At 68.0% G+C, this 21819-nt stretch carries 21 protein-coding genes; 13 read left to right on the forward strand and 8 right to left on the reverse strand.

The window, feature by feature from the left end:
* Positions 1 to 141: 141 nt before the first annotated feature.
* Complete coding sequence (locus tag P3102_RS12280) at positions 142 to 513, forward strand: hypothetical protein (RefSeq protein WP_276369075.1); 372 nt, start codon at positions 142 to 144, stop codon at positions 511 to 513.
* 23 nt (positions 514 to 536) lie between these two features.
* On the forward strand, positions 537 to 890 hold the full coding sequence (locus P3102_RS12285) for a DUF3817 domain-containing protein (RefSeq protein WP_276369076.1): 354 nt from the start codon (positions 537 to 539) through the stop codon (positions 888 to 890).
* Here P3102_RS12285 and P3102_RS12290 read toward each other — a convergent pair.
* Complete coding sequence (locus tag P3102_RS12290) at positions 887 to 2308, reverse strand: MFS transporter (RefSeq protein ID WP_276369077.1); 1422 nt, start codon at positions 2306 to 2308, stop codon at positions 887 to 889. The two genes, P3102_RS12285 and P3102_RS12290, sit on opposite strands and share 4 nt — an antisense overlap.
* Before the next feature lie 137 nt (positions 2309 to 2445).
* On the opposite strand from P3102_RS12290, the gene P3102_RS12295 reads away from it, so the two are divergent.
* The 3 genes from P3102_RS12295 (at position 2446) to P3102_RS12305 (ending at position 3965) form a co-directional block, all read left to right on the forward strand.
* Complete coding sequence (locus tag P3102_RS12295; RefSeq protein ID WP_276369078.1) at positions 2446 to 3015, forward strand: TetR/AcrR family transcriptional regulator; 570 nt, start codon at positions 2446 to 2448, stop codon at positions 3013 to 3015.
* A gap of 80 nt (positions 3016 to 3095) precedes the next feature.
* Positions 3096 to 3398 (forward strand): DddA-like double-stranded DNA deaminase toxin, encoded by a 303-nt coding sequence (locus tag P3102_RS12300; protein ID WP_276371120.1) that lies wholly within the window; start codon positions 3096 to 3098, stop codon positions 3396 to 3398.
* A 36-nt stretch (positions 3399 to 3434) separates the two neighbouring features.
* Positions 3435 to 3965, forward strand: coding sequence for an Imm1 family immunity protein (locus tag P3102_RS12305; RefSeq protein WP_276369079.1), 531 nt, complete (start codon positions 3435 to 3437; stop codon positions 3963 to 3965).
* Positions 3966 to 4012: 47 nt separating this feature from the next.
* Here P3102_RS12305 and P3102_RS12310 read toward each other — a convergent pair whose 3' ends face one another.
* Together P3102_RS12310 and P3102_RS12315 are read right to left on the reverse strand one after the other, a co-directional pair.
* Entirely contained in the window at positions 4013 to 5587 is a 1575-nt protein-coding gene (locus P3102_RS12310) for a cation acetate symporter (RefSeq protein WP_276369080.1), read from the reverse strand.
* Entirely contained in the window at positions 5584 to 6006 is a 423-nt protein-coding gene (locus P3102_RS12315) for a DUF485 domain-containing protein (protein WP_276369081.1), read from the reverse strand. Before P3102_RS12315 ends, P3102_RS12310 begins: the two co-directional genes overlap by 4 nt.
* Before the next feature lie 969 nt (positions 6007 to 6975).
* Between P3102_RS12315 and P3102_RS12320 the strand changes: the two genes are divergently transcribed.
* From P3102_RS12320 to P3102_RS12335, 4 genes are read left to right on the forward strand one after another with little or no spacing between them, the layout of a single operon-like run.
* Positions 6976 to 10386, forward strand: a complete 3411-nt coding sequence (locus P3102_RS12320; protein ID WP_276371121.1) for a nitrate- and nitrite sensing domain-containing protein — start codon at positions 6976 to 6978, stop codon at positions 10384 to 10386.
* Positions 10383 to 10835 (forward strand): roadblock/LC7 domain-containing protein, encoded by a 453-nt coding sequence (locus P3102_RS12325; RefSeq protein ID WP_005166055.1) that lies wholly within the window; start codon positions 10383 to 10385, stop codon positions 10833 to 10835. The genes P3102_RS12320 and P3102_RS12325 overlap by 4 nt, the downstream gene beginning before the upstream one ends.
* Positions 10836 to 10842: 7 nt before the next feature.
* Complete coding sequence (locus P3102_RS12330) at positions 10843 to 11589, forward strand: DUF742 domain-containing protein (RefSeq protein ID WP_276369082.1); 747 nt, start codon at positions 10843 to 10845, stop codon at positions 11587 to 11589.
* 28 nt (positions 11590 to 11617) lie between these two features.
* Positions 11618 to 12181: an ATP/GTP-binding protein gene (locus P3102_RS12335; RefSeq protein WP_125785469.1), complete on the forward strand. Its 564-nt coding sequence runs from the start codon at positions 11618 to 11620 to the stop codon at positions 12179 to 12181.
* Positions 12182 to 12217: 36 nt separating this feature from the next.
* Here P3102_RS12335 and P3102_RS12340 read toward each other — a convergent pair whose 3' ends face one another.
* The 4 genes from P3102_RS12340 to P3102_RS12355 all read right to left on the reverse strand — a co-directional run bounded on the left by P3102_RS12340 (position 12218) and on the right by P3102_RS12355 (position 14700).
* Positions 12218 to 12775, reverse strand: a complete 558-nt coding sequence (locus tag P3102_RS12340) for a dihydrofolate reductase family protein (protein ID WP_276369083.1) — start codon at positions 12773 to 12775, stop codon at positions 12218 to 12220.
* Positions 12776 to 13281: 506 nt separating this feature from the next.
* Complete coding sequence (locus P3102_RS12345) at positions 13282 to 13929, reverse strand: DUF899 domain-containing protein (RefSeq protein ID WP_276369084.1); 648 nt, start codon at positions 13927 to 13929, stop codon at positions 13282 to 13284.
* Positions 13926 to 14369 carry an SRPBCC domain-containing protein gene (locus P3102_RS12350; protein ID WP_276369085.1) on the reverse strand — a complete coding sequence of 148 codons (444 nt, stop codon included), beginning with the start codon at positions 14367 to 14369 and terminating at the stop codon, positions 13926 to 13928. The genes P3102_RS12345 and P3102_RS12350 overlap by 4 nt, the downstream gene beginning before the upstream one ends.
* Positions 14362 to 14700 carry a metalloregulator ArsR/SmtB family transcription factor gene (locus P3102_RS12355; protein WP_276369086.1) on the reverse strand — a complete coding sequence of 113 codons (339 nt, stop codon included), beginning with the start codon at positions 14698 to 14700 and terminating at the stop codon, positions 14362 to 14364. The genes P3102_RS12350 and P3102_RS12355 overlap by 8 nt, the downstream gene beginning before the upstream one ends.
* 135 nt (positions 14701 to 14835) lie before the next feature.
* Between P3102_RS12355 and icmF the strand changes: the two genes are divergently transcribed.
* The 3 genes from icmF to P3102_RS12370 are packed head-to-tail and all read left to right on the forward strand — an operon-like array spanning position 14836 to position 19947.
* Positions 14836 to 18072, forward strand: a complete 3237-nt coding sequence (gene icmF, locus P3102_RS12360) for a fused isobutyryl-CoA mutase/GTPase IcmF (RefSeq protein ID WP_276369087.1) — start codon at positions 14836 to 14838, stop codon at positions 18070 to 18072.
* A 43-nt stretch (positions 18073 to 18115) separates the two neighbouring features.
* Positions 18116 to 18961, forward strand: coding sequence for an LLM class F420-dependent oxidoreductase (locus P3102_RS12365; protein WP_276369088.1), 846 nt, complete (start codon positions 18116 to 18118; stop codon positions 18959 to 18961).
* The gene (locus P3102_RS12370; protein ID WP_276369089.1) at positions 18958 to 19947 is read left to right on the forward strand and encodes a TIGR03557 family F420-dependent LLM class oxidoreductase; all 990 of its coding nucleotides are present in this window, start codon (positions 18958 to 18960) and stop codon (positions 19945 to 19947) included. The genes P3102_RS12365 and P3102_RS12370 overlap by 4 nt, the downstream gene beginning before the upstream one ends.
* Positions 19948 to 20260: 313 nt before the next feature.
* On the opposite strand, the gene kstR is transcribed toward P3102_RS12370, so the two are convergent.
* Positions 20261 to 20908 (reverse strand): cholesterol catabolism transcriptional regulator KstR, encoded by a 648-nt coding sequence (kstR, locus tag P3102_RS12375; RefSeq protein WP_276371123.1) that lies wholly within the window; start codon positions 20906 to 20908, stop codon positions 20261 to 20263.
* A gap of 134 nt (positions 20909 to 21042) precedes the next feature.
* Between kstR and P3102_RS12380 the strand changes: the two genes are divergently transcribed.
* On the forward strand, positions 21043 to 21774 hold the full coding sequence (locus P3102_RS12380) for an acyl-CoA dehydrogenase family protein (RefSeq protein WP_276369090.1): 732 nt from the start codon (positions 21043 to 21045) through the stop codon (positions 21772 to 21774).
* Positions 21775 to 21819 lie beyond the last annotated feature (45 nt).

Consider the following 21819-nt stretch of genomic DNA (forward strand, 5'->3'; position numbering starts at 1 on the left):
GCGCGCCGCGCGCCCTCTTGCGCTGACGACTCCAGAACACTTCCGGCACCCGCGCTGACGCCTGAGGTCGCGGCCGGGACCAAAGTCCCGAGCGCCCAGGTCGGCGGAGTTTCCCGCCGCGACCAGTGCTAGCGTCGATGCGTGTCCGCATCGTCCGCCACCCTGCGCCGTCTCGGCATCGCCGGCGTCTGCCTGGCGAGCCTGGCGCTGTGCTGCGGGCTCGCCTGGTGGCAGTGGGAGCGGTTCTCCTCGGCCAACGGCACGTTCCAGAACCTCGGCTATGTGTTGCAGTGGCCGCTGTTCGGATTGTTCCCCGCGTTCATGTTCTGGCGGATCCGCAAGCTTCGCCGTCAGGCCGCCGAGGCCGACGTCCAGGAGACGGTGGCCGAGACCGCCGTCCCCGAGGCGCCCGCGCCCCGGCAGCGTCGTGCCCCGGCACCGCCGCCCCCCGAGGACGACGAGCTCGCCGCGTACAACAGGTACCTTCGCGAACTCAACGCCCGCGACAAGTAGTTCCCAGAGAGGTTCGAGACCCTATGACCACCCGAACTGACGACGCCGCCCCGGCCCGCCCGGTTTCGCTGAGCGGACCGCTGATCCGCTTCCGCGTCGCGGCGTACGCCACCGGTGTGGCCCTGCTCGGTCTGGTCGTCGAGATGCTGCTGCAGTATGTCTTCCGCGTGGAGCTTCCCCAGTTCGTGAAGATGATCCCCATGGTCCACGGCGGGCTGTACCTGGTCTATCTGCTGCTCGCGGTCGACCTCGCGATCAAGGCCCGCTGGTCGATGAAGGGCACCCTCCTCGTACTGATCGCCGGCTGCGTCCCGTTCTTCTCCTTCGTGATGGAGCGCAAGGTCACGCACAAGGTCCAGGTGGGCGCGAAGCTCTAAACCCGGCGCCGGAAGGTCAGTGCCACCAGGAAGGACACCGCCGTCACCACGGCGGCGGCGGTGAAGGCCGCGGTCATGCCGTCCACGGTGGTCTCCGCCGGGGTGCCGGACGGCGTCCGTGTCACCGCGCCGAACACGGTGATCAGAATCGCCAGCCCCAAGGTCGCCCCGACCTGCTGCAACGTCTGCAGTGCCCCGCCCGCGGCGCCGGCGTCGTCGGTGGGGACCGTCGCCATGATGATCACGCTGAGCGGCGAGAACGCCAGCCCCGCGCCGACGCCCATCAGCAGCATCGGGCCGAGCAGCTGGGAGAGGTAGCCGCTGTCGGTGGTGAGCGTGGTCAGCCAGACGACCCCGCCGGTCATCAGCGCGGTCCCGGTCAGCGCGAGCGGCTTCGGCCCGAACCGGGGGAGCAGCTTCGGGATCAGCCTGCTGAGCCCGAACATGCAGACCGCCATCGGCAGGAACGCGAAGCCGGTCTCCAGCGCGGCGAAGCCCGCGATGTCCTGCAGGAACTGGGTCAGGAAAAAGAACATCGACATCATGGCCATCGGCCCGAGGAAGAAGTTGACGTAGGCCGCAGCGCGGTCGCGGTCGGCGAACAGGCGCAACGGGATCAGCGGTTCGCGCACCTTGGTCTCGATGGTGAGGAACGCCGCCAGTAGTGCCAGCCCGGCGGCGAGAGCGCCAAGGGTGACCATGTCGCCCCAACCGTGCGAAGCGGCGTGGGTGAAGGCGAACACCAGGGAGCCGACGCCGAAGGTGCCGGTGAAGGCGCCGGGAAGATCCAGCCGGGCGCGTCGCCGAGGAGGATCGGCGACGTATCGCGAGGTGAGCAGGACGATCGCGAGCCCGAACGGGACGTTGATGTACAGCGCCGCGCGCCACGAGATCCATTCGGTCAGCAACCCGCCCAGCAGCAGGCCGATCGCGAAACCACTGCTGGACATCGCCGAGAACAACGCCAGCGCGCGCACCCGCGCCTTGGCTTCGGTGAACGTGCCGGTGATCAGCGCCAGCGTGCTCGGCCCGGCCAGCGCGGCGCCGACACCCTGCGCGACCCGGGCGGCGATCAGCAGTTCCGCCGAGCCGGCGAGGCCGCCGAGCAGGGAGGCGGCGGTGAACACACCCGCGCCGACGACGAACATGCGGCGGCGCCCGAACAGGTCGCCCGCCCGGCCTCCGAGCAGCAGCAAGCCACCGAAGACGAGGCTGTACGCCGTCATCACCCAGGACAGGCCGGTGTCGGTGAAACCGAGTTCGGACTGGATGCGGGGGAGCGCGACGTTCATCACCGTCGCGTCGAGGATGAGCATGAGCTGGCAGGTCAGGATGATCGGGAGGACCAGCCGATGCGGAGGTGGCGGGGCCCCGGCCGTCTCCGGCCTGGGCTCGGCACGCAGGGTTCGTTCGGTCAAGGAATACTCCAAAGACGTAACGAGATGAAGCGGAGAGACTCTCCACTTGAGGTCGTGAGCGATGATATGGAGACATTCTCCGCTTACGCAAGGGGATTCGGAGAACGTCTCCGTTTTCGTCGCCCGAGGAGGTGCAGATGGTCACGGCCGATCCGGACCGCCCCATGCGCGCGGACGCGCGGCGCAACTACGAGCGCATCGTGGCCGTGGCGAAGAAGGCGTTCACCGCCGACGGCGTGGACGTGCCCGCCGACGACATCGCCAAACGCGCCGGTGTCGGCGCGGGCACGCTGTACCGGCACTTCCCGACGCGCGACAAACTGATCGAGGCCGTCTACCGCGACGAGATCGGCGGATTGGCGCAGCAGGCCTACGACCTGCTCGCCGAATTGCCACCGGGCAAGGCGCTCGAGACGTGGCTGGCCACGCACGTCGTCTACGTGGTCGAGAAACACGGGCTCGCGATGACGTTGAAGGCTTCCGTCGACGCCGGCTCAGAAGTCTTCGCCTGGTGTCAGTCACGATTGCGGGCCGCGGCCGACACGATCGTGAAGGCGGCGCAGGACGAAGGAGTGCTCCGGGCCGACGTCACCGGCGTCGACATCCTGCGGCTCGGTCACGGCTTGGGCTCGGCGGCGAGCAAGGCTTCGGAGGAGGACACGAAGCGGCTTCTCGCGATCGTGCTGGACGGTCTCCGGGTGTCCTGAAGGCCTGGCGGCGACGAGAGGTTCCTACCTTCGGAGGCGCCGGTAACAATCCTCTGCGCGCTGACCCGCCTACTGGCCTTCTGTGGTCCGCAGCAGCAGAAAAGATGTCAGAGGCCACCGAGCAGTACGTCCGCGACCATGGATTGGCCGAACGCGGAATGCCTTCGGCTGTGTATGACGTAGAGATGAAACTGGCCGTGCACATGGCCGGCAACGGCATCACTCATGCCGCCGTTACGATCAACAACACGCCCTGTATAGGTCCCTTCAGCTGTGACCGCCTTCTGCCGAAGATCCTGCCGCAAGGCACCACGCTCGACGTGCACGGCACAACGGCGGATGGCGAGGCGACGGACAAGCGATACGGAGGAACGGCCACGTGATCGAAAGCATGGTACGACGAAGACAAGTCGGAACCAGTGATCATCGAGTCTGCCGCCGACCTTGGCCCGGTGTTGGACGCCGTGGCGGCTGAACCCGGCCCGACGCTGGTGAACCTACATGTCGACGGTGAGTATCCGTGGCTCGAGGTGGGCATTGACGGCGACCGGGGCACCCTTCGCTACGTCGGTGACGTCAGTCCGGAAGGCGCATTCAGCCGGAACGCCGATGCCCCCTTCCCGCTGCCGGAGAAGGGCGAAGTGACGTACTACTACATGCGCAACGAGCGGCCATACCCTGCCGACGCGGAGATCCCCGTGGCCGTCGTCCGGCAGGCCGCTCACGACTTCCTGACTTCCGGAGGGCAACGACCGTCCGGTCTGAACTGGACTGAGCAGGGCAGCCCGGCCCAGGAATCTCGCTTCACGGGCACGAACAGTGTTCGGTTGGTGCGTAATCGGCAAAGGCCACGTGGCAACGCAGGTGAGAAACAGGCCGTTACAAAAGGGGCCCTATCGCTACCCGCAGGTAGATTAAGAGGCCTGCACGGAGCGGTGGGCCCTACCTGATCACCAGTGACGCCCCAGCGTCGGCCGCGTAGTCCGGGATCCCGCCATCAGGAGCCGATCCCGGTGAGGGACCGCACCTCCATCTCCGCCTGCTTGACGGGGTCGGCCTTCGAGCGGCCGACGAAGGTGCCCACGAACCCGCACAGGAACGAGAACGGGATCGACACCAGACCCGGGTTCTTCAGCGGGAACCAGTGGAAGTCGACGCCGGAGATGATCGAGTCCGCGGCCCCGGACATCACCGGCGAGAAGAACACGAGCACCAGGCTCGCGATCAGCCCGCCGTAGATACCCCACAGCGTCCCGGTGGTGTTGAAGCGTTTCCATAACAGCGAGTACAGCAGCGTCGAGAGGTTCGCCGACGCCGCGACGGCGAACGCCAGCGCCACCAGGAACGCGATGTTCTGCCCGTTCGCCAGGATGCCGCCGACGATCGCGAACGCCCCGACGGCGACCGCGGTCAACCGGGCGACCCGGACCTCCGCGGCCGGTTCCGCCTTGCCGTTCTTGAAGATGTTGGCGTAGACGTCGTGGGCGAAGGAGGCGGAGGCGGTGATCGTCAGCCCGGCGACGACGGCGAGGATGGTCGCGAAGGCCACCGCCGAGACGACGCCGAGCAGGACGGTGCCGCCGATGTTCAGCGCGAGCAGCGGCGCCGCCGAGTTCTCCCCGCCGGGCGCGTTCTTGATCGCCTCCGGACCGACCAGCGCGGCCGCGCCGAAGCCGATGACCAGCGTGCAGAGATAGAAGAGGGTCATGCAGGCGGTCGCCCAGACCACCGAGCGCCGTGCCTCGCGCGAGTTCGGCACCGTGTAGAAGCGCATCAGCACGTGCGGGAGCGCGGCGGCGCCGAGGACCAGCGCCAGTGCCAGCGAGACGAAGTCGAGCTTCGTGACCTCGCTCTTGCCGTACGAGCCGCCGGGTTGCAGCAGCTCGTCCCCGAGCGGGCTGTTGTCGGCGGCGGCCGAGAGCAGGTTCGAGAAACTGAACCCGAACTTGCCGAACAGGAACACGGTGATCAGCGCACCGGTCAGCAGCAGGATGGTCGCCTTGATGATCTGCACCCACGTGGTGCCCTTCATGCCGCCGACCAGCACGTACAGCACCATGACGACGCCGACGACGCCGATCACCAGCGCCTGGCCGACGCCGCCGTGGATGTCCAGCAGCAGCGCCACCAGCCCGCCGGCGCCCGCCATCTGCGCGAGCATGTAGAAGAAGGAGATCACCAGCGTCGACGTCGCGGCCGCGGCGCGGACCGGCCGCTGCTTCATCCGGAAACTCAGCACGTCGCCCATGGTGAAGCGGCCGGTGTTGCGCAGCAGTTCCGCGATCAGCAGCAGGTCGACCATCCACGCGACGAGGAACCCGATCGAGTACAGGAAGCCGTCGTAGCCGTGGATGGCGATCGCCCCGGCGATACCGAGGAACGACGCCGCCGAGAGGAAGTCGCCGGAAAGCGCGATGCCGTTCTGCCGTCCGGTGAAGGCGCTGCCCGCGGCGTAGTAGTCCGAAGTGGACGAGTTGCGCGTGCTGACGCGGTACACCACGAACAGGGTGATCGCGACGAACAGCGCGAACACCGCGATGTTCAGCACGGGATCGTTGTCGGGGATGCTCATCGCTCATCCGCTCCGACCGAGGCCCGCAACCGCTCGACCTGGGGATCGAGCCGTTTTTTCGCGAACTTCAGGTAGGCGATGGTGATCAGGATCGTGCTGGCGAACTGGCCGAGCCCGAGCAGGATGCCGACGTTGACCTCGCCCCACACCTTCCGGCTCATGAAGTCGTGCGCGTAGGCCGCCAGCAGCACGAACGTCATGTACCAGGTGAAGAACAGCAAGCTCATCGGGAACACGAACCGGCGGAAGGTCTTGCGCAGCGCGACGAACTCCTTGCCGTGCTGGATCCGGTCGAAGTCCGGGCCGGTGGCGCGCGGCGGCGGGGGAGCGGGCCGGCGCTCGCGGACGAACAGCGCGGGCAGCTGCCCGGTTTCCTCCAAGGCGTTGCTCGCCGCGTAGGGACGCGCGACGTCGGGCATGGGGTTCCTCCGGGGCTTGCATCCGTGGCGCGGTACGAGAGCGCACATACTAACTTCGGCTTCACCCGTGCCGAATAGGCGACCCCGGTTTCGTGAAGGCGTGAGCAGGTATTCGGTTTTACCTCGTATTGGTGTTTCCCCAAATCGTTTCGGCCGAAATGAACGGGCTTTATCACTCGTAATAGTGAGTAAAGTTGTCACGCGGGGTCATCGCCCGAACGGACCACTGCGGCAAACGATGGACGGTGGCCACGCTCTGTCCCTCATTTTGGTGACAGATCGTAGTTTCGCTACCGGGTCGCGACAGGTTCCGATACCGTGCCCGCCATCCGGGACCGGGGAAGATCCCCCGTTTCACCGGGTGTCCCGAAAGAAATCACCATGTCGGGCGACAGTGAATCGGCTTGGGTGGCAAGGCCACAACATCGGGCACACATTTGGACTTGACCCACCCGTTGGGGGCACGGAAAGTAGTTCGACTGGGCGACACGGCTACCCAGCGTAGGCTGATCGGGTGACAAGGCCACCCTGTGTATCCGCGCAACCCGTGACCGGAATTCCCTCGTTTGTGACGCGCAGGTGGATTTCGCGCCTTCCTGGTCGTTCGGGAACACACTTTTCGCTGGTCAGCACCCGTGCCCCGAACGGAATTGACGGCACCGGGATTGGTGTACGATTCTTTGGTCCGGCTGACCCGCTGTGATCGATTGGCAAAGAGAAGTTGCTCTCGACGACCGTGCACTACGCAGGTTGCGACCTGCACGTGCAGGTGCAAGACCTTCCGAAGCGGACCGGTGTTCCTGGGGACACCCGGAGCGCCGGACGAGGTCCCTCAGGTCGCGATCGAGCACGGGGTCGGTGCGGGGTCGAGTTCCCCGCGAGCGGACGTCTCGCGGGGACGGACGCCTCAGACCGTGCCAGGACGCCGGACAGGGAGTCACCTACGTGACCGTTGCAGGAGAAGGCCAAGTGCCGGTCGGGGAGCTGCTGGGACGCACTCCCCGGCCCTCTCGGTGGGCCACCGGCTGGCGCACGCTCGTGCGCTGGCGGGACTGGAGCCTGCCGGTGAAGCTGTCGGCCGTGACGCTGGTGCCGATCCTCATCGCGCTCGCGCTGGGCATCGCGACCATCGCGGGCCAGGTCGGCCGGTCCGACGGTTACCAGCGGCTGGACCGGCTCGTGGCGTTGAGCGGGCACGTCCGCACCCTCACCGACGGGCTCGGTCGCGAACGCACCCAGTCCGCCGCCGGGCTGACCGCGGGCACCGTCGGCGGGACCCTGGAACTCGGCTCGGCCCGCGCCGACGTGGACACCGCCATCCCGCTTTACGTCGCCGCCGCGTCCCGGGCGCTGGAGAACGAGCCGTCGCTCCGCCAGGCGCGGGACGCCGCGGCCGCCCAGCTGGACAGGCTGGCCGACATCCGCCAGCGGGCCTCCGCCGGGCAGCTCGATCCCGTCCAGGCCATCGGTGAGTACACCGACGTGACCACCGCGCTGCTCGCGCTGGACACCGCGCTCGCCGCCGGTGCCGGCGAAGGCGTCCTCGGTGGCACCCCCGCGGCGTTGCACGACCTCGCCGTGATGGAGGAACAGCTGTCGCTGAGCCAGGCGCTGGTCTCCTTCGGCATCGCCCGCTCGGGCCTCGCGCCGAGTGAACTCGACCGGCTGCGCACCGCCGAACTGAGGCTGGCCGACCGGTTCACCGACTTCCGCGCCGCCGCGTCGGAGCGGCAGCGCCAGGAGTTCGGCGCCGCCGTCACCGACGAAGTGATGGAAAACCGTGACAGGCTCGCGAAAACCGCGCTCGGCGAGCAAGGGACCCCTTCCGCGCAGGCGTTCCGTTCGTTGTCCGCGCGGGGCTGGACCGACGCGTCGACCGCGGTGCTCACCAAGGTCGGCGAGGTCGCGAACAAGTTCGGCGGTGAGACCACCGCGGTCTCGGCCGAACTGGTCGACGACGCCAGCAGCGGCGCGGGCCTGCTCGCGGTCCTGCTGTTCGGCGCGATGGTGCTCGCCGTCGCCGTCGTCTTCCTCATCACCCGCCAGCTGCTGCGCTCGCTCAAGGTGCTGCGCGCCAGCGCCCTCGACGTCGCCGAGAGGCAGTTGCCCGACGCGGTCCGCAACATCCAGGAGGGCCGCTCGCAGGGCACCGACGTGCGGCCGGTCCCGGTCGGCAGCGACGACGAGATCGGCGAGGTCGCCAGGGCCTTCGACAAGGTGCATCACCAGGCGCTGCGCCTGGCCACCGAGCAGGCCTCGATGCGCACCGGCTACAGCAACGTGTTCGTCAACCTCTCCCGCCGCAGCCAAAGTCTCGTGCAGCGCCAGCTGCAACTGATCGAGCGGCTGGAGCGCGACGAAGAGGACGCGGACCAGCTGGCCACGCTCTTCCAGCTCGACCACCTCGCCACCCGCATGCGCCGCAACAACGAAAACCTGATGGTCCTTTCCGGCGCCGAGCCGGGCAGGCGGTCCGGCCAGCCGGTCTCCGCCACCGACGTGGTGCGCGCGGCCGTGTCCGAGATCGAGCAGTACCAGCGGGTCACCGTGCAGAACCCGCCGCCGGTGCGGCTGGTCGGCTACGCGGCCAACGATCTGATGCGCCTGATCGCCGAACTGCTGGACAACGCCACGGCGTTCTCCGCCCCGGAAACCCAGGTGACGGTCGCGACGAGGCTCGTCGAAGACGGCTCGTTCGGTATCGACATCCTCGACAAGGGCATCGGGATGAACGAGGCCGAGGTCGCCGAGGCCAACGCCCGGCTCACCGAGTCCCCCAACGTCGACCTCACCACCTCGCGCCGGATGGGTCTGTTCGTGGTCGGGCGGCTGGCCAGCAGGCACCGCATCGGAGTCTCGCTGCACGGCGGCAAGGACATCGTCGGCGTGCGCGCCACCGTCTCGGTCCCGGCGGATCTCGTGATGGTCCCGCCCGGCGGGGACCCCGGTCCCGCCACCGGCCCGATCACCCAGCGCCTCGCGCCGCTGCCGTCGCAGCAGCCGGGCGGCCTGCCCCGCCGCCGACGTCCCACGAACGGCTCGCGGCCGGATACCCCGAGCGTGCCGTCGCAAGGCGGTGAGCGCTGGCCCTCGGCGAAGGACCTGGCCGGCCACGCCGAATCCGGCATGAACGGGCATGGTCACCCCCAGAACCCGTGGCCGCCGTCGGATCCGGAGATCTCGGGAACGGCGCTGTTCAGCCCGATCACCCAGGACGAGACGGAATCCGCCGCGGAACCCGTGCCCGTCGCGAAGGAGGCGGAGGACCCGACCTCGGTGGAAGGCGAGCTGCCCAGCGGCAAGGAGCTGTTCGAGGCCAAGAACGGCACCACGCTGAGCGAATGGTGGAAGCAGGCGGTCCCGCCGCCCGCCGCCGCCGCGCCCCCGCCCACCGCGTCGGAGACGACACCGATCTTCGACGAGATGCTCTCGGCGTGGTTCCGCTCGCCCGTTCCGGAAAAGCCCGCGGGCAGGCAGGAGAAGCCGGGGGAGAAGGAAGCCGAAGAGAAGAAGACGGCCGAGTCCGCTCCCACCGCCGAACAGGAATCCCGCACCTGGGACTTCGCCAGCGACAAGGCCTTCCGCACGGTGCAGGAGGTCTCCCAGAACGCTCCGTCGACCTTCACGCAAGCCGGGTTGCCCCGCCGCCGCAAGGGCGAGCAACTTCTGCCGGGCAGCGCGGCGTCGTCGCTCCCGGCCGCCGCACCCGCCGCCAAGTCGGATCTGCCGGTCCGCGATCCGGCGAACGTGCGCGGCAGGCTGAGCAGTTTCCAGCAGGGCGTCAAGCGCGGGCGCAAGGAGGCGGCGGACAAGGCCACCCCCGCCGAGGCGCAGCCCGTCACCACCCAGCCGGTCACCACCCAGCCCCTCGCCACCCAGCCCCTCGCCACCCAGCCGGACGCGACCCCCGAGCCGGCAGCGGCACCCGAGCCGCCGAAGACGTCCGAGCCCGCGAAGGCACCGGAGACGGCGAAGGCACCGGAGACGGCCACGCGTCCTGCGGCCCCGCCCGCCGCGTTGCCGAGCCGGAAACCCGCGAAGAAACCGCAGGCAGCGCCCCCGGAACCGGAACCGGTCGCCGCCACCGAGGAGACGGACGCCTGGAATTTCGGCTCCGACGAAGGCTGGAAAGCAGCCCAAGCGGTGTCCCAGTCGGTCCCCCCGAAGATGACTTCGGCAGGATTACCCCGGCGCCGCCGCGGGGAGCAACTGCTTCCGGGCAGCGCGGGACCGCCCGCCGGGGCGGTCACCCCCCGACCACAGCGAGACGCGCACGACGTGCGCGGTCGCCTGAGCAGTTTCCAGCAGGGCATCCAGCGCGGACGGCACCACACGGCCCAGGCGACCGAAGCCAACCACGAAACCTTGGAGGGTGAATGACCTCGCCGAACCCGGCCCAACCCCAGCAGAACCAGTTCGGGTGGCTGGTGAACGACTTCGCCGAGCGCGTACCCGGAGTGGCGCACGCCGTGGTCGTGTCGGCGGACGGCCTCCTGCTCACCGCGTCCAGCAGACTCCCGCTGGACCGGGCCGACCAGCTGGCCGCCGTCGCGTCCGGCCTGGTGAGCCTGACCCAGGGTGCCGCCCGGTGCTTCGAGGCGGGCGCGGTCAACGAGACCGTCGTCGAGATGGAGCTCGGCATCATGGTGCTGATGTCCATCAGCGACGGCTCCTGCCTGGCCATCCTCGCCGCACCGAACTGCGACATCGGACAAGTCGCCTACGAGATGACGATGCTCGTCGATCGCGTCGGCCAGATCCTCACACCGGAACTCCGCGCGCAATTGCAGGGCGCCGGTGGGTCGCTGATCGGCGAACCGGTGGGATGATGTCCCGATGAGCACCGGATCCGGATCCCTCGGCGAACCGCCGGGGACGGGTGAACACCGGCTCCCGCACGCGGGGGCCGCCCATGCCGCCGGTTCACGGGACGACGGCACGTTCGCCGACGTCCTGAACGGGTTCACCCTGGATTCGGGCCGTGGTCGTCGGAAGCGCAAGAAGAACAAGCAAGCCCAGGATTCCCCGCCGGGCGGAGCCCGTTCCGCCGGGGAATCGGCAGTCCCGCAGCCGACCGATCAAGGAGACCGCGTGACCTCACTTGCTTCTCCACCCGACAGCGGCGCAGGTGCCGTCGGGCCGAGACCAGGTGGTCTTTTCGACCCGGGCCCGCCCAGCGGCGAGTTCATCATGCCCGCCGTCTTCGAGCAGCCGCCGTCGCCGCTCGAAGAGACGGCGATCGTCCGTCCCTATGCCCTCACCGGGGGCCGGACCAAGGCGAACTACGCTCTCGAGCTGGAGACGCTCATCTCCACCAAGGACCATGTCGCCACGGGTAGCCTCCCCGCGGTGGCCGCGGACCAGATCGAGTGCGTTTCGATCATCGAGGAGTGCCGCACCCCGCGTTCGGTCGCCGAAATCGCGGCGACCCTGCGCGTACCGCTGGGGGTGGCACGCGTGCTGATCAGCGACGCGGCGGACGCGGGACTGGTCAGCGTGCACAAGACGATTTCGGGCAATGACGGCGCCGAGGCACATCTGGTGTTGATGGAAAGGGTTTTGAGTGGACTCCGTCGGCTTTAAGGCACCGCGGGACACCGCGCCCCCGACCATGACATCCGCGAAGATCGTCGTGGCGGGTGGCTTCGGTGCGGGTAAGACGACCTTCGTCGGTTCGGTGTCGGAGATCGTCCCGCTCACCACCGAGGCGATGATGACGGACGCCAGTCGGGGGATCGACAACCTCGACCAGACGCCCAACAAGTCGACCACCACGGTCGCGATGGACTTCGGCCGGGTCTCCCTGGACGCGGACCTGATCCTCTACCTGTTCGGCACGCCCGGGCAGCAGCGGTTCTGGTTCATGTGGGACGACCTCGTCCGCGGCGCGATCGGCGCCGTGGTGCTGGCCGACACGCGACGGCTGGCCGATTCGTTCGCGCCGATCGACTTCTTCGAGGACCGGGGCCTGCCCTACATCGTCGGGGTGAACACCTTCGACGGCGTCCTCGAGCACGACATCAACGACGTGCGTGAAGCGCTGTCGATCGACCCCAACATCCCGATCGTCCGCTGTGACGCGCGGGAGCGGGAATCGACCAAGCAGACGCTGATCACGCTGGTCGAGTACGCGATGCGGCAGTGGATCGCCTTGCGCGCGAGCAACGCGAGGTGAACCTGACGGCGGCAGCGTAGGGGCTGCCGCCCGGCTTCACCGCTTTTCGTAGGTCAGCACCACCGCGCGCCCGTCGAAGGTACGGGTGCCGGTCAACCGCAGGTCCGTCCGGACGCCGCCCCCGAACACCTGCTTGCCGCCGCCGAGCACCACCGGGTGCACGACGACATGGAACTCGTCGATCAGGCCCCGGTCGGCGAGCGCCGTGGCCAGCCCGGCCCCGCCCATCAGCAGCAGATCCTTGCCGGGCCTGCCCTTGAGCCCGGCGACGCGTTCGGCGAGATCGCCGGCGACGACCTCGGTGTTCCAGTCCGCTTTCTCCAGCGTCCTGGAGAAGACGATCTTCGGCGTCTTCCGCCAGGTCTCGGCGAACCGCAGGTCGTGCGGGTGATCCGACAGCGATTCGGCCCGCGGCCAGAACGACGACATCATGTCCCAGACCCGCCGTCCGTAGACGAAGGTGTCGCCGCGGTCGAGCAGTTCCTGCGAGTGGTCGGACAGTTCGGGGCCCATCTCGGCCCAGTCGAACTCGCCTTCCGGGCCCTCGATGCGGCCGTCGAGCGAGGTGTGGACGAGGTAGACGAGCTTGCGCATGGCTTGATTCCTCCGGTGTGGCGGCCGCCTTTCGGGCGCCGGACACCGAGGGGTCGGAGCGGGCGCGGGATTCTCGACATGCCCCCACGCACTTTTCGGTGGCGCTGTGGCTTTTCGGTGGCACTGGGGTTTTTCGGTGGCACTGTGGCGTGGCTTCCGGACCAGCCGACGAGGCCGGCCGCGCTTGTGTCGAGGAGGAGGGCAAACGTGTCCGGGCGCCGAAGCCTTGAATGGCGTGATCGCCACAGGGGGACCGGCGCGCCCAGAACCGTCCACAAGGGAACTCGGAGTGGGCTTCAGCGCCCGATTCGAGCACTTCACGTAGTTAGCCGGGGGTGAAGTCGAGTTCGTCGGCTGTGCCGGTGCGCCTGAAGGCCTCCTTCCTTGCGCCTAGCACAAGGAAGGAGGCCTTCCCCCGCGAGAGAGAATCACGGTGACGGCCTAGCGGGCACGGGGGTCGTGATGTTCCTCCGGATGCGGCCGACTCTCATCCAGCGGACCGCTGCTCAGTACTCGTCGTGCCGTTTCCACCAGTGGCCCGGTCCGTCGTTCCCGCGGCCGGACTCTTCCCACGCCTCCTGCCGCCCGAACGGTGTCAGGTCGAGGTAGCGGAAGGTGCTCACGAGCGACTCGGCGCCCCTGCTGGTGGTGAAGTAGGTGCGAAAGACCTCGTCGCCCTCGCGCAGGAAGACGCTGATGCCGAAACCGCCGTCGACACCGCAGTCGGGGTTGAAGTCGTCGCCGGTCGACAGCCACGGGATCGTCCAGCCCATCCGCTCCCTGTACTTCTCGATTTCGGGAAGCGGGGCGGGCGAGACCGCGGTGAACGTCGTGTCGCGGGCGTGGAGGTGGACGAGGGGGCCGACGTGGTCGATGACCATCGAACAGCCGACGCATCCCGCTTTCTGGCCGGGATTCAGCATGAAGTGGTAGACGATCAGCTGGCGGCGTCCTTCGAACAGGTCCAGCAGGGAGACCCGGCCGTCCGGGCCTTCGAATTCGTACTTGCCGTCGAAGCGGACCATGGGCAGCCGCCGTCGTTCGGCGTTGATCGCGTCGGTGGCTTTGGTGAGCTCTTTTTCCTTGATCAGCAAGGCGTCCCGCACGGCCTGCCATTCTTCGCGCGACACGACTTCGGGGAGTGCCGTGGTCATCGGTTCGTCTCCTTCTCGATCAGGTGTGCGGTGAGGTTTTCGAAGGTTTCGGACCATCCGGCACGGTGCTCGTCGCGGTCCTGCTCGGAGCGGAATTCGACCTGGTGGAAGGTCATTTCGGTCTTGTCGCCGAGGTCGGCGAAGTCGACCGTCACCAGCGTCGTTTCCTCGGGTGCGGACGTCCAGAAGAAGGTGAACACCAGCCGTTCCGGCGTGGTGATTTCGCGATAGACCCCGGCCGAGGTGTGCTCGAGGCCTTCGCCGTTGCCGATGGTCGCTCGCCAGGCGCCGCCTTCGACGAGGTCCATCTCGACGCCGTAGGCGGTGAACCCGTTGGGGCCCATCCAGTTCGCGAACTGCTCAGGAACCGTCCATGCCTGGAACACCAGTTCCCGCGGTGCGTCGAAGACGCGGGTGATGGTCAGCTCCTTCTCATTCATTCGGCTTGCCCTTCTGGAGTTCGGTCAGGTGCTCGTCGAGACGGTCGAAGCCGCCGTCCCAGAAACGGCGGTAGCGCTCGACCCAGTCCGAGATGTCACCGAGCGGTCCCGCCTCGAGGCGGCAGGGCCGCCATTGAGCGGTCTTGCCACGGCTGATCAGGCCCGCGCGTTCGAGGACCTTCAAGTGCTTCGAGATGGCCTGAAGACTCACGGTGAAAGGCTCCGCCAGCTCGTTCACGGTGGCTTCACCGCCGGCCAGACGCGCCAGGATGGCGCGACGGGTGGGGTCCGCCAGCGCGGCGAACGTGGCGCTGAGCTGATCAGTGGTCATCGATGCTCAATCAGTTGGTTGATTAACCTAGTGGTTGAATATAGTGGTGCCCGCCGAACTGTCAAGGGCGAGTGAGAGCGCCGTCACGCGAGCGGATGGGTTTAAAACAGTAGGAAGTCCAAGTATTTTGGAGGGATGACCAGCGACCTGCACCGGCCCGTGAACCCAGTTCGCTTCGTGACGGCGTCGAGCCTCTTCGACGGGCACGACGCGTCCATCAACATCATGCGGCGCATCCTGCAGTCGCAGGGCGCGGAGGTCGTGCACCTCGGGCACAACCGGTCGGTCGACGAGGTCGCCACCGCGGCCATCGCCGAGGACGTCCAGGGGGTGGCCATCAGCGCCTACCAGGGCGGGCACGTCGAGTACTTCAGCTACCTGGTCGAGCTGCTCACTGAGCGCGGGGCCGGGCACATCAAGGTGTTCGGCGGCGGTGGCGGGGTCATCGTCCGCGAGGAGATCGACCTGCTGCACTCGCGGGGCGTCGCGCGGATCTTCTCGCCAGAGGACGGCTACGAGATGGGCCTCCCCGGCATGATCAACCTGATGATCAAGGCCTGCGACACGGATCTGTCCGCGCAGTCGCCCGGTTCGCTGGACAAACTGCTTTCGGGTGACGTCCCGGCGCTGTCCCGGGTCATCACGCAGCTTCAGCGCGAGGTACTGCCGCAGGACGCGCTCGACAAGATCACCGAGGCCGCCGGGTCGCGCACGGTGCCGGTCCTGGGGATCACCGGTACGGGTGGCTCCGGCAAGTCGTCGCTCACCGACGAACTGATCCGCCGATTCCGGCTGGACCAGGAAGACAAGCTTCGCATCGCCGTGCTCGCCGTCGACCCGTCACGCCGCAAGGGCGGAGGAGCGCTGCTCGGCGACCGCATCCGGATGAACTGTCTCGACGGCAGCCCGGTCTACTTCCGCTCGCTGGCCACCCGCACCACCAGCGGGGAGATCCCGGCCGGCCTCTCCGAGTCGATCCTCGCCTGCAAGGCCGCCGGTTTCGACCTGGTGATCGTCGAGACGCCGGGGATCGGCCAGGGTGACGCCGGCATCGTCGACTACGTGGACCAGTCGTTGTACGTCATGACGCCGGAGTTCGGCGCGGCGTCGCAGCTGGAGAAGATCGACATGCTCGACTTCGCCGACGCGGTGGCGATCAACAAGTTCGAGCGCCGCGGCGCCGAAGACGCCCGCCGCGACGTCGCGCGCCAGCTCGTACGCAACCGCGAGGCGTTCAGCTCCTCGCCCGAGGACATGCCGGTCTACGGCACCAGTGCCGCGAAGTTCAACGACGACGGCGTCACCGCGCTCTACCAGCACCTGCGCGACACCCTCGCCGAGCGCGGCCTGACCGTCTCGGCGGGCGTGCTCCCGAAGGTCGAGGGGAAGGTGTCCACCGACGCCAGCACGATCATCCCGGCCAACCGGTCGCGCTATCTCGCCGAGATCTCCGAGACCCTCCGCGGCTATCACGCGAAGACCGAGCAGCAGGTCGCCGCGCTGCGCAAACGTGAGCACCTCGCCGTCGCCAAGGAGGCGCTGGCCGCCGTCGACGCGAACACCGACGCGCTCGACGGCCTGCTCGCCGCCGCCGAGTCCGATGTGGACGGTGAAACGACGAATCTGCTGGCCCGCTTCCAGGAGCTGGCCGAGTCCTACCGTGCCGACGAACTGGTCGTGAAGATCCGCGACAAGGAACTGCACACTCAGCTCTGGCGCGACACGCTGTCCGGCAACCGGATCCCGCGCGTGGCGCTGCCGCGCCACACCGAATCCGGCGAGCTGCTGTCGTTCCTGCGCCGTGAGCACCTTCCCGGATACTTCCCTTACACCGCAGGCGTTTTCCCGTTCAAGCGCGAGGGCGAGGACCCGGCGCGGATGTTCGCGGGCGAGGGTGACCCGTTCCGCACCAACAAGCGGTTCAAGCTCCTTTCGGCCGACTCCGAGGCGAAGCGCCTTTCGACCGCTTTCGACTCCGTGACGCTCTACGGGCACGACCCGCACACCCGTCCTGACATCTACGGGAAGGTCGGCACCTCGGGTGTCTCCATCGCGACCCTCGAGGACATGGAGGTGCTCTACGACGGTTTCGACCTGACGTCGCCGACCACCTCGGTGTCGATGACGATCAACGGCCCGGCGCCGACGATCCTCGCCTTCTTCCTCAACACCGCGATCGGCCAGCGGATGGCGGCGTTCGAGGCCGAGCACGGCCGCGAGCCGTCCGAAGCCGAGGCCGCCGAACTGCGCGAATGGGCGCTGCGCAACGTCCGCGGGACCGTGCAGGCGGACATCCTCAAGGAGGACCAGGGGCAGAACACCTGCATCTTCTCCACCGAGTTCAGCCTGCGCATGATGGCCGACATCCAGGAGTGGTTCATCGAGCACGGCGTCCGGAACTTCTACTCGGTGTCGATCTCCGGCTACCACATCGCCGAGGCCGGGGCGAACCCGATCTCGCAGCTGGCGTTCACCCTGTCGAACGGGTTCACCTACGTCGAGAGCTACCTCGCGCGCGGGATGGACATCGACGACTTCGCGCCGAACCTGTCGTTCTTCTTCTCCAACGGCATGGACGCCGAGTACTCGGTGCTGGGCCGGGTCGCGCGGCGGATCTGGGCGGTCGCGATGCGGGAGCGCTACGGCGCCAACGAGCGCTCGCAGAAGCTCAAGTACCACGTGCAGACCTCCGGCCGGTCGCTGCACGCGCAGGAGATGAGCTTCAACGACATCCGCACCACGCTGCAGGCGCTGTGCGCGCTCTACGACAACGCGAACTCCCTGCACACCAACGCCTTCGACGAGGCGATCACGACGCCGTCGGAAAGCTCGGTGCGGCGCGCGATGGCCATCCAGATGATCATCAACAAGGAATGGGGCCTGTCGAAGAACGAGAATCCGTTGCAGGGCTCGTTCATCATCGACGAGCTGACCGAACTGGTCGAAGAGGCCGTCCTGCTGGAGTTCGATCGCATCTCCGAACGCGGTGGCGTGCTGGGCGCGATGGAGACCGGTTACCAGCGCGGCAAGATCCAGGACGAGTCGATCCTGTACGAACGCCAGAAGCACGACGGCACGCTGCCGATCATCGGCGTCAACACCTTCCGCAATCCGAACGCCGGCGAGGACGACGTCGAGGTCGAACTCGCGCGCGCGACCGAGGACGAGAAGCGGTCGCAGCTGGAGCGGCTCGAGGACTTCCAGCGTCGTCACCACGCCGAGGCGCAGCTGGCGCTCAAGACGCTGCGTGAGGCCGCGACCCGCGGCGGCAACCTGTTCGGCGTGCTGATGGACGCGGCACGAGTGTGCTCGCTCGGCCAGATCACCGAGGCGTTCTTCGAAGTGGGAGGCCAGTACCGCCGGAACGTCTAGCGGGGCGGGAATATCGCGGGGCGTGTTCGGGTAGTTGCTGAACATGGAGATCGGAATCGCCACCTTCGTCACCGATGAAGGCATCAGGCCGGACGTCCTCGCCGCGGCCGTCGAAGAGCGTGGCTTCAGCTCGCTCCACATCGCGGAGCATTCCCACATCCCGGTCAGCCGGGAAACGCCGTACCCGGGCGGTGGCGAGCTGCCGCGCGTGTACTACCGGACCCTGGATCCGTTCGTCGCGCTGACGGCGGCGGCCGGGGCCACGTCGAATCTGAAGTTGGGCACGGGCGTCGCGTTGCTGCAGCAGCGCGACGTCATCCACACGGCGAAAGAGGTCGCTTCGCTCGATCTGGTTTCGCGAGGCCGGTTCGTCTTCGGTGTCGGCGTCGGCTGGAATCGGGAGGAAATGCGCAACCACGGCACGGATCCGCGCACCCGGGGCGCGCTCGTGGACGAGCAACTGGCCGCGCTGAAGGAGATCTGGACCAAGGACGAGGCCGAGTTCCACGGCAGGTTCGTCGACTTCGACCCGATCTTCGCGTGGCCCAAGCCGGTGCAGAAGCCGCATCCGCCGATCTACATCGGCGGCGCGGGGGAGAAGGCGATGCAGCGCATCGCCAAGTACGGCGACGGCTGGCTGCCGCACGCCCACACCCCGCCGGAGGAACTTCGCCGGGCTCGTCAGTGGCTGGCCGACCAGGGCCGCGCGGACCTCAAGTTCTCGGCCTTCGGCGCCGCTCCGGAGAAGGACGCGCTGAGCAGGCTGGTCGACGGTGGCGTCGACGAGGCCACGCTCTTCCTGCCGACAGAGCCCGAAGCGGCGACACTGGAACGACTCGACCAGTACGCGAAGGTCGCCGAGAGCTTTCGGAAGGGGCAGCAGGCGTGACTGAGGTACAAATCGGCTTGGCCGCGGCACTCGAGCAGTTCTCGCCGCGTGAGTCGATCCGGCTGGCGGCGCTGGCCGAACAGCACGGATTCTCCGGCCAGATGGCCGCCGACCACTTCCAGCCTTGGGTCCCTCAACAGGGTGAAGCATCCTTCGTGTGGAGCGTGCTCGCCTCGTTGGCGGAGAACACCACCGGTGACCTGGGGCCGGGCGTGACCTGCCCGTCGTTCCGGTTGCACCCGTCGATGGTCGCGCAGGCCGCGGCCACGCTGGAGGCGACCTACCCGGGCCGGACCTGGCTCGGCATCGGCTCCGGCGAAGCGCTCAACGAGCACATCATCGGCGGCTACTGGCCCGAGGCACCCGAGCGCGTACGGCGGATGTTCGAGGCGCTGGAGGTCATCCGGAAACTGTTCACCGGTAAGGACGTCAAGCACAGCGGCGAGTTCTTCAAGCTGCACACCACCAGGCTGTGGACGCTGCCGGACGAGCCGCCGCCGATCTACATCGCGTCGGCGGGCCCGTACACCTCACGCAAAACCGGTGAACTCGCGGACGGGCTGATCACGCCGGGCGCGTCGATCGAGAAGCTGGCGGGGATCCTCGACAACTTCGGCACCGGCGCGCGCAAGGCGGGCAAGGACCCGGACTCGATGCCGAAGCTGCTGCAGGTGCACCTGTCGTGGGCCGAGGACGACGAGACGGCGTGGGCCAACGCGATGGATCAGTGGCCCAACGGCGGCATGAAGTTCCCGAAGGCCGACATCCGCTCGCCGTTCGACTTCGCGCAGATGGCGAAACTGGTGCGGCGCGAGGACTTCGAGGGCCGCATGGTCGTCTCGTCCGACCCGGACGTGCACCGCGCGGCGCTGCAGAAGTACGTCGACGCCGGTTTCACCCGGATCTACCTCCACAACGTGGGCCGGAATCAGGACGAGTTCATCGAGACCTTCGGGCGGGACGTGCTGCCGAAGCTGACCGCCTGAGGCGTGTCGCTTTGCGAGCTTCGGGAGGGGTCCTGTGGCGCGTGCAGTACATGATGGCTCCCTTCCTTGCGCTAGGCGCAAGGAAGGGAGCCATCATGTACTGCGAGGGTTCGCGCCGGGGCACGGCGCGCCCCACGAGCGTCTCTTGTGGACAGCCAGGGCGCGGCTGCACTCACGACTACACGCGGAACCGTGCATAGGGCACGCGGGGCCCCCGGCCGCCCCGGCCTCGAGGGGTAGGTGAGATGAAGGACGCTTTCCTGGCAAAATTCGCAATGAAAGCGTCCTTCATCTCACGGGGAGTGCGGCCCGCTCAGCCGTTCTTGTCCAGCAGCAGGTGCACCGACAGCTCCAGCCGGTTCGCCACGTCGGCCGCCGAAGCGCGCCGCGTCACCCAGGCGACCAGGTTCGCCATCCAGACGTCGGCGATGACGTGGAAGATGTCGCGATCGGCCTCGGTCGGGTCCTCGATGCCCATGGCTTTGGCGAACATGTTCTCCATCAGCCGTCCGACCTGCTCGACCTCCGCGGCGGCGGTCGTGTCGGCGAACATGAAGGCGCGGACCATGGCCTCGGTCAGGTGCGGGTCCCGCTGCATCAGCCGGGTGTTGCGGCCGAGGACGAACATCAGCCGATCGCTCGGGGTTTCGCCGGGGATGGCCGCGCGGTCGAGTTTCTCCTGTGCGCGTTCGAATTCCCTGGCCAGCCCGGAGACCAGCAGGTGGATCTTCGAGGGGAAATAGCGGTACAGCGTGCCGAGCGCGACGTCCGCCTTCTCGGCGACCGCCCGCATCTGGACCGCGTCGTACCCGCCTTTCGCGGCGAGGGCGAGGGTCGCGTCGATGATGCGGCGCCGCCGGTCGCGCTGTGCCGCGGAGCCGAGTTCTTCGCCGCCCAGCACGGAGAGACCGTTGCCGCTTCGCGACTTCGCGCTCGTGGGTGCCTTGGCCTTTCCTGGCATCGCCACGTCCCCCTTCGTCGAACGGAACTTGTTCCACTTTCCCCGCGTAGCGTACCTAAGCGGGCGAACTGTTCAAGACGTGACCCACTGGGCAAGAAACTGTAACGCGTTCTATCCTTGCGAGGAGGTAGCCCGTGTCGATCGCGCTCACCGGAGAACAGGCGGCGCCGACCGCGTCGATCCGGGCCTGGGCGGCTTCCGCCCGTCCTGTCGACGCCGTCCGGACCGGCCGGACCGCCGAGCCGCCACCGGGTCGGCGGAACTCGGCCTGTTCGGCGTGGCGATTCCCGAAGACGTCGGTGGTGCCGGCGGTACGGTCGCCGATCTGGCCGCCGGGCTCGCCGAAGCCGCCGAAGCGCTCGTCCCAGGACCTGTCCTCGGGACGGCGTTGGGCGGCGCGGTGCTTCGTCCCGGACGAAATGGTGGTCGGCAGGGTCGGCGGTGGCTGGCGGCCGGCGCGGACGACACTGGCCAACGAGCGCGTGGCGCTCGGGAGCGGGTCCGCGGTCGGGGAGGGTGTCGAAAGTCTGCTGGCCACGGTGACCGCCGAGGCCGATCTCGACCGGCTCGGCCGGCTGATCGCCGAGGGCAGCGCGTGTTCGGTCCTGGACCTGCGGGCGACACTGCGTCGGCTCGGCGGCCAGGATCCGGGCGCCGAGTCGAGTGTGCGCAAACTGCTGGGCGTGCGGCATCGGCAGGCGGTGGCGGAGTTCGCGCTGGAGGCTCTGGCGGAGAACGCGCTCGTCGGCGGCGATCCCGCCCACCACGAGTTCCTGCTGACCCCGTGCCTCGGTATCGCGGGCGGTACGACACAGGTACTGCTGTCGTTGACGGCCGAGCGGCTGCTGGGGCTGCCTCGGTCCTGAACGGTCCGGTCACGGCACTTTGTCGTGCCAGGAAAGGTCCTTTCC

Source organism: Amycolatopsis sp. QT-25 (assembly GCF_029369745.1).
Classification (GTDB): domain Bacteria; phylum Actinomycetota; class Actinomycetes; order Mycobacteriales; family Pseudonocardiaceae; genus Amycolatopsis.

Excerpts from the sequence above, each read along its gene's own strand:
- icmF (WP_276369087.1), top strand. The coding sequence starts at position 14,836 with ATGACCAGCGACCTGCACCGGCCCGTGAACCCAGTTCGCTTCGTGACG.
- P3102_RS12325 (WP_005166055.1), top strand. The coding sequence starts at position 10,383 with ATGACCTCGCCGAACCCGGCCCAACCCCAGCAGAACCAGTTCGGGTGG.
- P3102_RS12365 (WP_276369088.1), top strand. The coding sequence starts at position 18,116 with ATGGAGATCGGAATCGCCACCTTCGTCACCGATGAAGGCATCAGGCCG.
- P3102_RS12295 (WP_276369078.1), top strand. The coding sequence starts at position 2,446 with ATGGTCACGGCCGATCCGGACCGCCCCATGCGCGCGGACGCGCGGCGC.
- kstR (WP_276371123.1), bottom strand. The coding sequence starts at position 20,908 with ATGCCAGGAAAGGCCAAGGCACCCACGAGCGCGAAGTCGCGAAGCGGC.
- P3102_RS12310 (WP_276369080.1), bottom strand. The coding sequence starts at position 5,587 with ATGAGCATCCCCGACAACGATCCCGTGCTGAACATCGCGGTGTTCGCG.
- P3102_RS12285 (WP_276369076.1), top strand. The coding sequence starts at position 537 with ATGACCACCCGAACTGACGACGCCGCCCCGGCCCGCCCGGTTTCGCTG.
- P3102_RS12350 (WP_276369085.1), bottom strand. The coding sequence starts at position 14,369 with ATGAATGAGAAGGAGCTGACCATCACCCGCGTCTTCGACGCACCGCGG.
- P3102_RS12330 (WP_276369082.1), top strand. The coding sequence starts at position 10,843 with ATGAGCACCGGATCCGGATCCCTCGGCGAACCGCCGGGGACGGGTGAA.
- P3102_RS12335 (WP_125785469.1), top strand. The coding sequence starts at position 11,618 with ATGACATCCGCGAAGATCGTCGTGGCGGGTGGCTTCGGTGCGGGTAAG.
- P3102_RS12340 (WP_276369083.1), bottom strand. The coding sequence starts at position 12,775 with ATGCGCAAGCTCGTCTACCTCGTCCACACCTCGCTCGACGGCCGCATC.
- P3102_RS12315 (WP_276369081.1), bottom strand. The coding sequence starts at position 6,006 with ATGCCCGACGTCGCGCGTCCCTACGCGGCGAGCAACGCCTTGGAGGAA.
- P3102_RS12355 (WP_276369086.1), bottom strand. The coding sequence starts at position 14,700 with ATGACCACTGATCAGCTCAGCGCCACGTTCGCCGCGCTGGCGGACCCC.
- P3102_RS12345 (WP_276369084.1), bottom strand. The coding sequence starts at position 13,929 with ATGACCACGGCACTCCCCGAAGTCGTGTCGCGCGAAGAATGGCAGGCC.